Source organism: Epilithonimonas hispanica (assembly GCF_003385395.1).
Lineage (GTDB): Bacteria > Bacteroidota > Bacteroidia > Flavobacteriales > Weeksellaceae > Epilithonimonas > Epilithonimonas hispanica.
On the sequence record NZ_QNUG01000008.1, the window covers coordinates 1 to 13,575 of the forward strand.

The following is a 13,575-nucleotide window of genomic DNA, read 5'->3' on the forward strand; positions in this document are numbered from 1 at the left end:
GAAATTCATAGACAAATATCTGATTATCAGATATAAATATACAAAAAATAACAATTATAACCAAAAAAAATCCGCCTCAAGTTGTGAGACGGATTCTTTTTATTATATATTTCAAAATTATAATAGGAATTTTTGTTTTCGATAGTGATTTGGTGTGATAGTGGTTTACTAATAATTAATCACTAATTATAACTATCTCTTATGGAAAAAATAATACAAGAAAGAAGTCTCAAAGGAAAAACAGTCGTCATTACAGGAGCAAGTAGTGGAGTAGGCAGAGCTATTACAGAAGCTTTTGCATTGGAAGGTTGTCAATTGGTATTGGCAGCACGCGGTAAAGAAGCTTTAGAGGAAACACTTCGTTTATGTGAAGATTTGGAGGCAAAGGCTATTGCTGTTTCGACAGATGTTTCTAAATATGAAGATGTCCAGCAATTGACAAAAGAGGCTTTAGATACTTTTGGAAGAATAGATTTCTGGGTCAATAATGCAGGTGTAATGGCAAGCGGACGTTTTGAAGAAATACCAATGGATGTTCATGAACAGGTCATCAAAACTAACTTATTCGGTTATATGCATGGAACTTATAGTGTTTTGCCAATATTTAAAAAACAAGAAGAGGGCGTATTGATTAATAATGTATCAATCGGTGGATTTATGCCTGCTCCATATAGTGCGGTATATTCTTCAACAAAGTTTGGAATTCGTGGTATGATGGAATGCCTCCATGGTGAAATTTCGGATTTTCCTAATATTCATATTGCAAACTTATATCCTCAGATCCAGCGATCAACAGGCAATATGCATTCTGCAAAATATTCCGGGCTGGATTTTAAAATTCCTCCATTTGCTTCTGATCCAAGGGATACCGCTTCAAAGATTCTACAGTTGGCCAAACATCCTCAAAAGGATTTGTTTCCGGATTTTAGATCTAAAGCTTTGGTAACACTTTATAAAACCTTTCCGAAGATTATTATCAATACAGCTTCAGCAGGAATGCGACTTATGATGAAATCCAATGAGACTTCCGGAGATGAAGGAAATGTTCTAAAGCCATCGGGCTGTCCGCATCGAATTTATGGTGACACAATTTTACCTGTTCCATCCAAAAAAACAAGAACAGCTTTCTTGGCTGGATTAGGAATTTCACTTTTATTTATGGTTTTGAAGACTAATATGAGGAAAGGTAAATAATATCATAAACTTACAATAATGAGTCAAAATATTTTACAGGAAAAGCATCAATTAGGAATAGGTGGTGTTGCAATTGGAACCGCTTTCAATGATATAACAGATGAGCAATCTTATGAAATTTTAAAAACTGCGTGGAATGCTGGGATCCGATACTTTGACACTTCTCCATGGTATGGGTTGACAAAGAGTGAAAGAAGATTTGGAGATTTTCTTTCAGATAAAAAAAGATCTGAATTTGTATTTTCAACCAAAGTAGGACGATTGTTTAATGAGGTTTTACCTTCAGAAGTACCGCCTACAATGTGGAAGAAACCATTGAATTTTGATTTTAAGCATGATTATACAGGAGATGCGGTGAAAAGATCCATTGAAGACAGTTTACGAAGAACAGGACTTGAATCTATTGACATTGTGTATGTTCATGATTTGTCTGAAGATCAAGTAGGAGATCGTTATCCGTATTTTCTTGGACAAGCACGAAAAGGTGCTTTTAAAGTACTTTCCGAATTAAGAGATCAAGATGTCATAAAAGCCTGGGGTATGGGTGTCAATAAAATTGAGCCAATTCTCGATTGTATAGATTCAGCAGACCCCGATATATGTCTATCAGCAACACAGTATTCGATTCTTGAACACGAAGATGCTGTTGATAGATTACTTCCTGCAGTCCATAAAGTTGGAGTTAAGCTTGTATCTGGAGCGGGTTATAATTCAGGATTTGTTACAGGTCGAGAACGTTATAATTATAACGATGTTATACCAAAAGGTATGGCGGAAAAGCGAGACAGAATCATTGAGATTGCTCGAGATTATGGTATTTCAATTATAGATGCAGCGCTTCATTTTGTTCTTTCGGCAAAAGAATTTGTATCAATTATTCCGGGAGCAAGCAGTCCCAAACAAGTTATAAGTAATAAAGAATCATTAGATACTCATATACCCAAAGACTTTTGGTACGAGCTCAAAAGTGAAGGTTTAATCTATAAGAAAGCTGAAACACCTTATTGAATTACCTATGTATAAATTTGAAATTTATCTAATTAGAGGGGTATTGCTACCTTCTAATCAAAGAAATATCTTTCTCTTGCAGCAATAGAATTCCTATTTAGTGATTTTGGGTTTTCTATTTTGCAAATTTCCAATGCAAATTATAGATTCTACTTTTGCTAACATTATGAATTGCTTACGGTTTAAATTAGTATTTATAGTGTTAGTGCAGTAAACTCATATTTACACATATACCGATTACTAATTAAATAGGCATAATAGTTGTAATTAAATTCTTATGAATAATAAATTTTTAAAGGAAGAAAACATTTTGAAAAAATCATCAAACGAAGAAACCAAGATAGCAAATAATCACTTTCAAAATAGTGAGAAGCCTATTGAATTAAATGATGATTGACTTAATAATCTGGGTTTTAATCGTGACTTCAATGTTTATTACAACGATAGAATTCCTGAATATTCTCTCTTAAAATCAAGACAAAACGATTTTATCATTATGTATAAAAATCGTGTACAAGTAGATATGAAGAAAATAAGATTTGTACATGAATTACAAAAAACCTTTAATAAATTAAAAATTAACTAGTTAGGTTAGTGTTGTAATTCGTGACAATAAGGCTAGTTAGAATTTGCCAAAGTTAGTATCACACCTCAACCAATGCGGTTTATGCAGTAGAACAAAATATCAATCAGAAAAGTTTCAATAAAGCTACGGTCTACTTTTAATAATTATCCCCTTGCTAATTGATAGGTAAATTAAAGGTAAATGTCGTTCCTTGATTGATTCTACTTTTAACTTCGATGGTACCGTTATGAAGTTCAATGATTTCTTTACACAAGTAAAGTCCAATACCGAATCCGGCTATAGAAGAATTGTTGCTGTCTTTAACACGGTAGTAGCGCTCAAATATTCTTTGCTGATCTTCGTTTGAGATTCCTTTACCCTGATCTTCAATGCTTATTTTTAAACGATTTCCAACAATAGCATATTCAATAGTAATTAAGCTGCCGTTATTAGAGTATTTTACAGCATTGCCAATCAAATTATATAGTACCTGCGATATTTTTTCGCGATCTGCATCAATTAACATTGTTCCGGAATCTTTAAATCTAAACTGGTGAGTAGCTGCCGTTGTTCTCATTTCATCTTCGATTTCTAAAAACAATGACCGGAAATCAAATTTTGTTTTTTGAAGATGCATCTGGCCGGAGTCTAACCTTGACACGTTGAGAAAGCTGTTAATCATACTTGTCATATTGTCGATCTGCTTCAGAGATTTTTCCAATGTACTTTGCTGAAAAAGGTTTTCTGTTTTCACTGCACCTTGGAGTAAAATTTGAAGATAGATTTTTAGCGAAGTAATGGGAGTTTTAAGCTCATGACTTACCATTCCCATAAAATCATCTTTTCTTTGCTCCTCTTTTTTCTGTACAGTGATATCTCTCAAAGTACCATTTAAGCTTACAGGATTACCTAGCTGATCATAAAAAACTCTTCCATTGGCTTGTAACAGCCTTGCTTTTTTGTCTGTATCAGTTTGAATGTGATATTCTATAAAATATCGACCATTAGAACCAGGGCTTAATACATTTGAAATGGCTGTAACCACTCGCTCACGATCATCAGGAATAATAGATGAAAGAGCAAGGGATAAATCCATATTTTCATCAGAAGACAGTCCAAACCAGTTCTTAAGAAGAGGATTGCCATAAAATAGATTAGTTGCAGGCTGATAGTAGAAGGTAGCTAATTCGCCTGCATCAATCGCCAGCGCTAGCATTTCTAAATCATTTTCGTGCTTTCGGCGATCTATGACCTGTTGGGTAATTTCTTCCAATATGACCAAAATTCCAGAAATTTCACCATTAGAAGAGAAAATAGGCTGGTAAATGGAATTCACAATAGCTTCTCTTAAACCGTTTTCATGATGTAGCTTTACTACAAATTCTTTATTAACTTTTGGTTTCCCACTTTTATAAACTTCTTTTAGCCATTTATTGACAGGCTGGCCAATCAATTCAGGGCGTGCTTTTTCGTGAGGCTGATTGATAACTTCATTCTCATTACGTCCCCATATTTTAAGAATTGTAGGATTGGCAATTTCAATAATATGATTCGGGCCTTTAAGCATAGCAATACCTACAGGAGCTTGTTCAATAATTGTGCGGATATATTCTTTACTTTGATCGAGCTGCTTTATAAAGTTGCTCATTTCTTCGTTGGTAGCAGTTAGCTCTTCTAAAGTTGCAGCCATTTCCTCATTTAGAACACGTTCCTTTTCCTCTTTGTCTTTGATCTGCTGTAAAAATTCACGACGTGCAGTAACGTTTAATGCTGTATTCAGTATACACCAAGTTTTGCCTTGTTGATCTAAAAGAGCCTTATATTCATAATCAAAATAATCAAGTGTTTCTACTCCATTTTTTATCAATTTAGCAGGAGCTTCCGATATAGAAAAACTTTCTCCTGATCTCCATACTTGCTGTAAAATCTCAAGGAATGGCTGTCCTTCTAATTCGGGGATTGCTTCCATAAGCGGCTTCCCTATCACAGTTTCATCTTTCCCCCATAGCTTTAGCATTCCCTCATTCGCAAATTGTATGGTAATATCTTCACCCACATAGATGGCTGTTGGTGCTGGAGAAGAACCTAATGCTTCAATAATAAGATTAGAGCTAAGGCTGTGTTCGAATGACGTTTCTTGGCTATGCATAATGAAAGCAAATTTAGATATTAGTTTTTGGATTACTTAAAAATGATGATTAATTATTATTGAATATCATGATGAGCGTGATTTGATATGTTCATTTTATTCTTTTTGATAAAGTAGTTTAAAAGTTAAAGACATTTAATTGCCTGAACTCAGTAAGTATCTGAAGTTAGTAAAATTAATACTTGTAGAAAAGCTATAAAACATTTTTTAATAAAGAATTATCAATCACTTGGTTTCTTTTATAATTCAATTGTACATAAATAAACTAAAATATTAAAATTTGGTCTATTTTTTGATTATTTATAAACTATAATAAAAAGGTAGCATGAATTATTCTTTAGTAAAAGATTTATTAAGCTTAGTCGAAGACTTTGAATCTGAGAATTCAGTCAATATACAAGAGTTGAATGTTGAAAATTTTCTTGAATGGAGTTGGGAAAAAAAAGCTCAAAAAAAAATAAATTACGAAAAGGAAACCTTATGGGAAGGTAAGGAATCGGGCAGAAGTCCCGAGAGTGTAATAAGCACTCTTTTTGTTCGTCTTAATCGATATGCTAAAAAGTACTCTAAAGCTGCTATTTCACATTCCGATTTTTCCACTCAAGATGATTTCATTTATCTTATAAGCCTCAGGACATCGGGACCGATGACAAAAACACAACTAATCAAAAAGAATATACATGATAAGTCTGCTGGTAATTTAATTATTACTAGACTTTTGCAACGAGGTTGGGTTCAGCAAGAAAACTCCTCTTTCGATAATAGAGCAAAAGTTCTCTGCATAACAGAGACTGGGATTGATGTTCTTGAGGGTCAAATGAGAAACATCAGACTTGCAACACAAATAGTAAGCGGTAATCTTAATGAATCTGAGAAGATTGAATTAATTAGACTTTTAAATAAACTTACAAAATTTCACGAGCAAATTTGGGATCAAAACCCACCTTCAGAAAATCTGCTCGATTTTGTTGATAAACAATATATGATTGCTAATTAATATGAAAAAAAAGATTGCTGTCATAGGTTCAGGGTTTTCAGGTTTATCCGCCGCTTCATACCTTTCAAAATATGGTTTTGAAGTGCACGTATTTGAAAAGAATACAGAGGTAGGAGGCCGTGCAAGAAAGTTTACTACCGATAATGGTTATACTTTTGATATGGGACCTAGTTGGTATTGGATGCCTGATATTATAGAAGATTTTTTTCAAGATTTTGGGAGCAAAACGTCTGATTTCTATGAGCTAATTTCACTAAATCCACAATTTGAAATGATTTTTTCGGATGATATTATGAATGTTCCGGAAAATTATGGTGAGATGAAGGATTTATTTGAAAGTATAGAGAAAGGTGCGGGTAATAGATTAGAAGAATTTATGAAAGATGCTGCCGCAAAATATGAGATAGGGATGAAAGAGTTTGTTGTAAAACCTTGTCATTCATGGATAGAGTTTATTTCTCCAAAAATAGCAAAAAATGCCTTAAAACTTGATTTGCTAACTAATTTTAGCCGTTTTGTTAGAAAATATTTTCAGCATCCCAAGTTAATCATTTTAATGGAATTTCCGGTTATTTTTTTAGGAGCAGCTCCTAAGGATATTCCAGCTTTGTATAGCCTAATGAATTATGGAGGTTACAGACTTGGTACTTGGTATCCTATGGGCGGTTTCTCAAAAGTTACTGAAGCCATGATGAGTATTGCCATTAGGAACAGTGTGAAATTTAATTTTGATTCAAATGTCGAAAAGATTAATGTTTTTGATGGTCGTGCGCAATCATTGACGATTAATGGTACTGAGCAATATTTTGATTTTATAATCGCTTCTTCAGATTACCATCATACAGAACAGCATCTACTAGACAAGAAGTATAGAAATTATAACTTTGATTATTGGGAGAAAAAAATACTAGCTCCTTCATGCCTCATTTATTATCTCGGGTTTAAAAAGAAAATTTCCAATTTGAAACATCATACTCTGTTTTTTGAAAATGATTTATATGAACACACCAACGATATATATAAAGAAAAAAAATGGCCTTCAAAGCCTTTATTTTACGTTTGCTGTTCTTCAAAAACGGATAAAAGTATGGCTCCTGAGAACTGTGAAAATGTTTTTCTTCTGATGCCTGTAGCACCTGGTTTAGAAGATTCTGAAGAAGTTAGAGAGGATTATTTTAAGCAAATGATTGAGCGACTTGAGAAGCATACAGGTGAAACAGAACTAAGCTCGTACATTGACTATAAACGTAGTTACTGTATTAATGATTTTCAGACAGACTACAATGCTTATAAAGGTAATGCTTATGGTCTTGCCAACACGTTGTCACAGACGGCGGTACTAAAACCTGCGATAAGAAATAAAAAAATAAAAAATCTACTCTATACAGGACAGTTAACAGTTCCTGGACCAGGTGTTCCACCATCAATTATATCAGGAAAGATTGTTGCTAATGAAGTTAAAAAATATTTTAAATATGAAAAAACTCTTTGATAATTTATCGTACAAAATCAGCAGGGAAACTACCCGGCAATACAGTACCAGCTTTTCGTTAGGGATTATGGCTCTGTCTCCTCATATTAGAAACCCAATCTACGCTATATACGGTTATGTTCGTCTGGCAGATGAGATTGTTGACAGTTTCCATGATTACAATAAGAGAGAGCTTTTAGAAAAATATAGAGAGGAGACTTTCCAGTCCTTGGAGAAGGGTATTTCTTTAAATCCAATTTTAAATTCCTTTCAGCAGACTGTGAAAAGATATAATATCGACCACAATCTTATTGATCTTTTTCTTAAAAGCATGGAGATGGATCTCCAGCAGATAGATTATAATTCTCAGCTCTACAAAGACTATATTTTAGGTTCTGCAGAAGTCGTGGGATTGATGTGCCTGCATGTTTTTACAGATGGAGATATAGAAGAATTTGAAAAACTTAAACCCTACGCAATGAAATTAGGTTCTGTCTTTCAGAAAGTTAACTTTCTTCGCGACATGAAGGATGATTATCAAATCTTGGGACGATGCTATTTTCCCAATTTAGATATTGCTTATTTTGATAATATAATTAAGTCTGATATTGAAAAAGATATTGAAGTAGAATTTGGGATAGCTTTAGAAGGAATCAAAAAATTACCTCGCTCTTCTAGATTTGGTGTTTATCTGGCATTTAGATATTATATCTCTTTATTTAAAAAAATAAGAAAAATATCTGCTGCCAAAATTATCAATCAGAGAGTAAGAATTTCGAACGGGAGAAAATTATCATTGATGATGAGCAGTTATGTTCAATATAAAACAACACTACTTTAACTGATATATACCAATGAGTTACAAATTATATAGAGAGCAACAACTCAATTGTGATATTAATACAGCTTGGGACTTTTTCTCATCGGCGCAAAATCTTTCAAAAATTACACCTAAGGAAATGAACTTTATTGTTCGTACACCTACGGCAGATGATGCAATTTATCAAGGGATGATTATTGATTACTATGTCTCGCCTTTGTTTGGAATCAAAATGAAATGGAAAACAGAAATTACACAAGTCGCCTTCCAACGTAGTTTTACAGATTTTCAGAAAAGTGGACCTTATAAAAGATGGAATCATCATCATGAATTTATTATCAATGAAAACGGTGTCTTAATGAAAGATACAGTTGATTACGAACTTCCTTTAGGTTTTTTAGGAAAAATTGCACATTTTCTATTTGTTCGCAAAAAGCTCAATTATGTTTTTGATTATAGACATAAAATTTTAGAGGAACTATTCAATAAATTGTAGGCTATGAATTTACTAATTGTCATTATGACTTTTCTTATGATGGAAGGTCTTACGTGGTGCATTCACAAATATATTATGCATGGCTTTCTTTGGCATCTGCATAGAGACCATCATGATCATAGCTCAGAAGGAGCTGTGGAAAAAAATGATTATTTCTTTCTGATTTTTGCAGTACCAACAATCGTTTTGATGTATTATGGAACTATAAATGGTTTTAATCTTTGGTTTTATGTTGCTTTAGGAATTTCATTATATGGGATGGCTTACTTTTTTGTTCATGACATTATCATTCATCAAAGAATAAAGTTTTTGAGAAATACCAAAAACCCTTACTTACTTGCTATTAGAAGAGCTCATAAACAACATCATAAACACCTGGGAAAAGAAGATGGAGAATGTTTTGGCTTTCTTTGGGTTCCTATGAAGTATTTCAGAATGTATTTTAAGAATGACAAACTATAGGAATGGAGAAATATACATATCTTTTAGTAAATTTTTTGACAATCATAATTTGTTTTATTTTTTCTTTTCATCACAAGATTAAATTCAGCAGATATTTTGGTGCTTTTTTTAAATCTGCATTTATTGTGGCTTTCGTTTTTATTTGTTGGGACATCTGGTTTACAAAAATAGGTGTATGGTGGTTTAACAATCGATATGTTATGGGATGGCGAATTTTTAATCTGCCCATAGAAGAAGTACTGTTCTTCTTTTGCATTCCGTTTTCCTGTGTATTCACTTATTTTTGCCTTGATAAATTCTTTAATTTTCAATGGAATCCTTCGTTTGAAAAGCTGTTTGTGATATTCTCAATCGTAGTTTCAGCCTCAGTTGGAATTTATTTTTCCTCCAGAATCTATACTTCTTTTACCTTTTTTACCACTGCATTAAGTATGCTGAGTCTATATTTTATTTTTAAACAGTCATGGATTGGTAAAGCCTCATTGATTTATTTATTTCTTATGCCAGGATTTCTTATGGTTAATGGAGTTCTCACCGGTACTGGTTTAGATTCTCCAATTGTAAATTATAATTCTGATGATTTTCTTGGAATTAGGATTTTGACTATTCCTATAGAAGATGCAGTGTATGGTTATGAGATGATATTATGGAACATATTCCTTTTTAAAAAATTTAAAATTGATGAACAAAATCAATCTTTTCTGGTTTCGCAGAGACCTTAGAATACAAGATAATACAGGTCTTTATCACTCTTTAAAATCGGGATTGAAAGTTATGCCTATCTTCATATTTGATTCTGAAATACTTGATTGTTTAGAGGATCAATCTGATCGTAGGGTCGATTACATCTATCAGGCTTTGCAACAAATACATAAAGAGCTTCAAAGTCATAATAGTGGAGTTAGAACTTTCTTTGGAAAACCTGCAGATATTTTTCGAAAGATTTTAAAGGAATATGATGTGGATAAGGTCTATTGTAATCGCGACTACGAACATCAAGCAATTAAGAGGGATCAAGTCATCTCTGATTTATTAAATCAAAATCAAGTAAAATTCGAAGATTTTAAAGATCAGGTCATTTTTGAAAAAAATGATATTTTAAAGAGTGATGGTTCTCCTTATACCATTTTCACGCCTTATTCCAAAAAGTGGAAATCAGCATTAAACAAGCTAGAAATACTTAAAATAAGTTATGATAATTTTTTGCCATTAAAAAAGCATTTAAAAATCCATACATTAGATGAGATAGGTTTTAAAAACACAGATTTAAAGTTTTTTTTACCAAAATTGGATGAAAACATTATCAATTCTTATGATGAAAATAGAGATTTTCCTGCAAAAAACCATACTACTAAACTGGGGGTAGCATTACGGTTTGGAACAATATCCATTAGAGAATGCGTCAATTATGCTTTGGAAAAGAATGAGATATGGCTTACCGAATTGATTTGGCGAGAGTTTTTTATGCAGATTTTGTATCATTTTCCTTATGTGGTTAATGGATGTTTTAAAAATAAATATGAAGCAATCTCATGGATCAATAATGAAAAAGATTTTAAGGCTTGGTGTGAAGGGAAAACTGGATATCCCATAGTGGATGCAGGAATGCGACAATTAAATACTACAGGATTTATGCATAACAGAGTGAGAATGATTACGGCGAGTTTCCTAACCAAACATTTACTAATTGACTGGAGATGGGGCGAAGCTTATTTTGCTCAAAAACTTTTAGATTATGATCTTGCAGCCAATAATGGAAACTGGCAATGGGTAGCTGGTTGCGGTTGTGATGCCGCTCCTTACTTCAGAATTTTCAATCCAGATGAACAGACAAAAAAATTTGACAAAAACTTTAATTATATAAAAAAGTGGATTCCGGAAAACTATAATATTCAACCTATTATAGATCATAGATTTGCAAGAGATAGGGCATTGAAGACGTATAAAAAAGCTTTAGTGTGATTTTTTAAGTTAGTCTCTAATAAAATTTGTGGATACGAATAATTATCTTTTCAATCTTGATTTGATATTCTTTTTCCAAATTTATAAGAAATAATATAATAAAAAGAGATAGTTTGAATCATTTGGATATCTTGGATTTTTTAAATGATTACAAAGTGGCAATTTTAATAAACCTATAATGGATTTGTAGCAAATTCTAATAATTTAAATCTCCATTAAAAAAGTAAATAATCCTAATATTTAAATAATTTTTTATAAATGAGCAACTTCAAAGAAATTACCTTAATTGGATATTTAGTTTTAATGATTTGTTAATAAAAATCTTTACTTAATTAAAAGATCATTTTTTAAGCTATTGTGCTTTTATAAATTTAATTCCGTAAGTAAATTTAAAATATAAAAACTAGTTGACAGGATATATTTCTGAACTCATATCTGTTTTAAATAAAAGAAAATATTGTTTATTTCCTACAAAAAGTAAACTTTATGCATCATTTTCATTTCAACGTATTTTAAATTATTGAGTAAATAATTTATTATAAAATGTTTTAATACCTTTAAAATTTATTAATTGTTAGTAATTAATTATCAAATATTGAAGTATACTCAAAATAAAGTAGGATGTTACATTGATTTTTTGGTATGCTTATTGAATAGGTTATCATATTGAATGAAATTAGCTTTTTTCTAGACAAGTAAGTTTTAATTATATAATCAGAAATCAACGTAATTTTTTAAAAATATGAAATCAAAATTAACAATTTTATCATTGGCTTTGGCATGCCCAGCCGTGATGTTTTCGCAAGAAATAGCGCAAACAACATCATTACCATTAGAAACTAAAACAGTGGATACTGCTCCTAGTTATAACAGTTGGTCTTTCTCTTTTGGAGGTGGTGTTCCTCTAATGCAACATGCCGATTTAAGATCTATCAAAAGTGGAAACACTTTAGTGGGATATTCTGCTTATTTCAGTGTTGACAAAGCACTTTCCCATGCATTTGGATTGAAGTTACAATATGATCGCGGTGAAACAAGACAAGGCTACTTCAATACAAAGGATTCAGCACCGGCGAATGCTGCTGCCACTAGGAAGGTTGCAGGAAGAACACAATATGATGGTATTTCCCTTATTGGTGATGTTAACTTATCTAATCTATTAAGAAGAGTTGATAGAAAAGGAGATTTCAGATGGGCAATCCATGGTTATGCAGGTCTTGGAGTTTTGGCTTACCGTGCTTATCAGAAAGATGAGTTTGGCCAAAGATTAATGACAGAAAAAAAACCTTTTAAATTTAATTCTTTATTTGGACAAGCTGGTGCAGGTTTGAAATATAAAATTAGTAACAGAGTAGATATCGAAGGAAGATTGATGTATGTTATAACAGGTGACGAATCATTTGATGGTGGAGGAAGCCAATATACTGCTATTAATAGAATGGATGCGAAAACATCAGATAATTTTTTCAATGCCACACTTGGCTTATCAATCAATTTAGGAAAAAATTCTAACCATATAATGTGGGTAGATCCATTGAAAGATATTTATAACAGAATCGACGATTTGGAAACCAAGGTGGATAACATCCAACTATGCAAATCGGGTGATGCCGATAACGACGGAGTTTGCGATGACTGGGACAGACAACTCGATACGCCTGCCGGAGCAAGAGTTGATGGTGCGGGCGTTGCGCTAGACGTAGATATGGATGGTGTTATTGATTTATATGATAAATGTGTAACTATTCCTGGTCCGGTAGAAAATAACGGTTGTCCATTGACAAGCAATAATGGCCTTGTAAGTGAAAACGAAACCAAATTAGATGGTATTGAATTTGATTTGAATTCTGACAGAATCCTTCCTAATAGTAACCCAATTCTTAACAGTGCAATAAACTATATCAATTCTTCCAACGATTCTTATACAGTTGTAGGTGCTACAGACACTAGAGGTAGTGATGCTTATAACCAAACTTTATCCGAAAGAAGAGCAAGCAATGTTAAACAATATTTAATCAATAATGGTGTACAATCTAGCAGAATAGATATTCAAGGTAATGGAAAACACGATTTGAAATATCCCGAATGTGATCCTGCTGCCAAATGTCCTGAATGGAAAAATAAAGCTAATAGAAGAGTGTATTTTAAAGCAAAATAAAAATAATTCTTTTAATTTGGACTGCTATATTTTATAGCAGTCTTTTTATTTTTTAACTAATAATTTTTTATAAAGTTTTCAACTTTTATGACCTTAAAAATCTGTATTAGTTAATTATAAAAAACTTCTGCATCGGAATAAGTGTATAATGAGTAGTTTTTAATTACACTAATTTAATCGTTGTCTTGCCAAGCCAATCTCACTTTCTTTAGGATAGGGTTTTCGCCAGGTCATACTTTGGATATGCAAACAAAATTTACAGTATAAGTTAGCTTATCCCCGCCACAGCATTA

11 protein-coding genes are annotated in these 13,575 nt (G+C 32.4%); 10 read left to right on the forward strand and 1 reads right to left on the reverse strand.

Annotated features, from left to right (window positions below):
• Positions 1-201: 201 nt before the first annotated feature.
• Both DRF58_RS04750 and DRF58_RS04755 read left to right on the forward strand, forming a co-directional pair.
• Positions 202-1,194, forward strand: a complete 993-nt coding sequence (locus DRF58_RS04750) for an SDR family NAD(P)-dependent oxidoreductase (protein ID WP_116033457.1) — start codon at positions 202-204, stop codon at positions 1,192-1,194.
• Between the two features lie 18 nt (positions 1,195-1,212).
• Positions 1,213-2,202: an aldo/keto reductase gene (locus tag DRF58_RS04755; protein ID WP_116033459.1), complete on the forward strand. Its 990-nt coding sequence runs from the start codon at positions 1,213-1,215 to the stop codon at positions 2,200-2,202.
• Between the two features lie 740 nt (positions 2,203-2,942).
• On the opposite strand, the gene DRF58_RS04760 is transcribed toward DRF58_RS04755, so the two are convergent.
• Positions 2,943-4,916, reverse strand: a complete 1,974-nt coding sequence (locus DRF58_RS04760) for a PAS domain-containing sensor histidine kinase (protein ID WP_116033461.1) — start codon at positions 4,914-4,916, stop codon at positions 2,943-2,945.
• A 325-nt stretch (positions 4,917-5,241) separates the two neighbouring features.
• On the opposite strand from DRF58_RS04760, the gene DRF58_RS04765 reads away from it, so the two are divergent.
• The 8 genes from DRF58_RS04765 (at position 5,242) to DRF58_RS04800 (ending at position 13,282) form a co-directional block, all read left to right on the forward strand.
• Positions 5,242-5,913, forward strand: coding sequence for a MarR family winged helix-turn-helix transcriptional regulator (locus DRF58_RS04765; RefSeq protein WP_116033462.1), 672 nt, complete (start codon positions 5,242-5,244; stop codon positions 5,911-5,913).
• 1 nt (position 5,914) lies between these two features.
• On the forward strand, positions 5,915-7,405 hold the full coding sequence (locus tag DRF58_RS04770; RefSeq protein ID WP_116033464.1) for a phytoene desaturase family protein: 1,491 nt from the start codon (positions 5,915-5,917) through the stop codon (positions 7,403-7,405).
• Positions 7,389-8,225, forward strand: coding sequence for a phytoene/squalene synthase family protein (locus DRF58_RS04775; RefSeq protein ID WP_116033619.1), 837 nt, complete (start codon positions 7,389-7,391; stop codon positions 8,223-8,225). The genes DRF58_RS04770 and DRF58_RS04775 overlap by 17 nt, the downstream gene beginning before the upstream one ends.
• 13 nt (positions 8,226-8,238) lie before the next feature.
• A complete protein-coding gene (locus tag DRF58_RS04780; protein WP_116033465.1) occupies positions 8,239-8,700 on the forward strand; it encodes an SRPBCC family protein in 462 nt (153 codons plus the stop codon).
• 3 nt (positions 8,701-8,703) lie between these two features.
• Positions 8,704-9,162, forward strand: a complete 459-nt coding sequence (locus DRF58_RS04785) for a sterol desaturase family protein (RefSeq protein ID WP_116033467.1) — start codon at positions 8,704-8,706, stop codon at positions 9,160-9,162.
• A gap of 2 nt (positions 9,163-9,164) precedes the next feature.
• Complete coding sequence (locus DRF58_RS04790; protein WP_116033469.1) at positions 9,165-9,884, forward strand: lycopene cyclase domain-containing protein; 720 nt, start codon at positions 9,165-9,167, stop codon at positions 9,882-9,884.
• Positions 9,844-11,124, forward strand: coding sequence for a cryptochrome/photolyase family protein (locus DRF58_RS04795; RefSeq protein ID WP_116033470.1), 1,281 nt, complete (start codon positions 9,844-9,846; stop codon positions 11,122-11,124). Before DRF58_RS04790 ends, DRF58_RS04795 begins: the two co-directional genes overlap by 41 nt.
• A 742-nt stretch (positions 11,125-11,866) precedes the next feature.
• On the forward strand, positions 11,867-13,282 hold the full coding sequence (locus DRF58_RS04800) for an OmpA family protein (RefSeq protein WP_116033472.1): 1,416 nt from the start codon (positions 11,867-11,869) through the stop codon (positions 13,280-13,282).
• The last annotated feature ends 293 nt before the right edge of the window (positions 13,283-13,575 follow it).

What these genes read in the sequence shown, in the direction of transcription:
- DRF58_RS04750 (WP_116033457.1), top strand. Translation starts at nt 202, where the DNA reads ATGGAAAAAATAATACAAGAAAGAAGTCTCAAAGGAAAAACAGTCGTC.
- DRF58_RS04780 (WP_116033465.1), top strand. Translation starts at nt 8,239, where the DNA reads ATGAGTTACAAATTATATAGAGAGCAACAACTCAATTGTGATATTAAT.
- DRF58_RS04755 (WP_116033459.1), top strand. Translation starts at nt 1,213, where the DNA reads ATGAGTCAAAATATTTTACAGGAAAAGCATCAATTAGGAATAGGTGGT.
- DRF58_RS04770 (WP_116033464.1), top strand. Translation starts at nt 5,915, where the DNA reads ATGAAAAAAAAGATTGCTGTCATAGGTTCAGGGTTTTCAGGTTTATCC.
- DRF58_RS04775 (WP_116033619.1), top strand. Translation starts at nt 7,389, where the DNA reads ATGAAAAAACTCTTTGATAATTTATCGTACAAAATCAGCAGGGAAACT.
- DRF58_RS04800 (WP_116033472.1), top strand. Translation starts at nt 11,867, where the DNA reads ATGAAATCAAAATTAACAATTTTATCATTGGCTTTGGCATGCCCAGCC.
- DRF58_RS04760 (WP_116033461.1), bottom strand. Translation starts at nt 4,916, where the DNA reads ATGCATAGCCAAGAAACGTCATTCGAACACAGCCTTAGCTCTAATCTT.
- DRF58_RS04790 (WP_116033469.1), top strand. Translation starts at nt 9,165, where the DNA reads ATGGAGAAATATACATATCTTTTAGTAAATTTTTTGACAATCATAATT.
- DRF58_RS04785 (WP_116033467.1), top strand. Translation starts at nt 8,704, where the DNA reads ATGAATTTACTAATTGTCATTATGACTTTTCTTATGATGGAAGGTCTT.
- DRF58_RS04795 (WP_116033470.1), top strand. Translation starts at nt 9,844, where the DNA reads ATGAACAAAATCAATCTTTTCTGGTTTCGCAGAGACCTTAGAATACAA.
- DRF58_RS04765 (WP_116033462.1), top strand. Translation starts at nt 5,242, where the DNA reads ATGAATTATTCTTTAGTAAAAGATTTATTAAGCTTAGTCGAAGACTTT.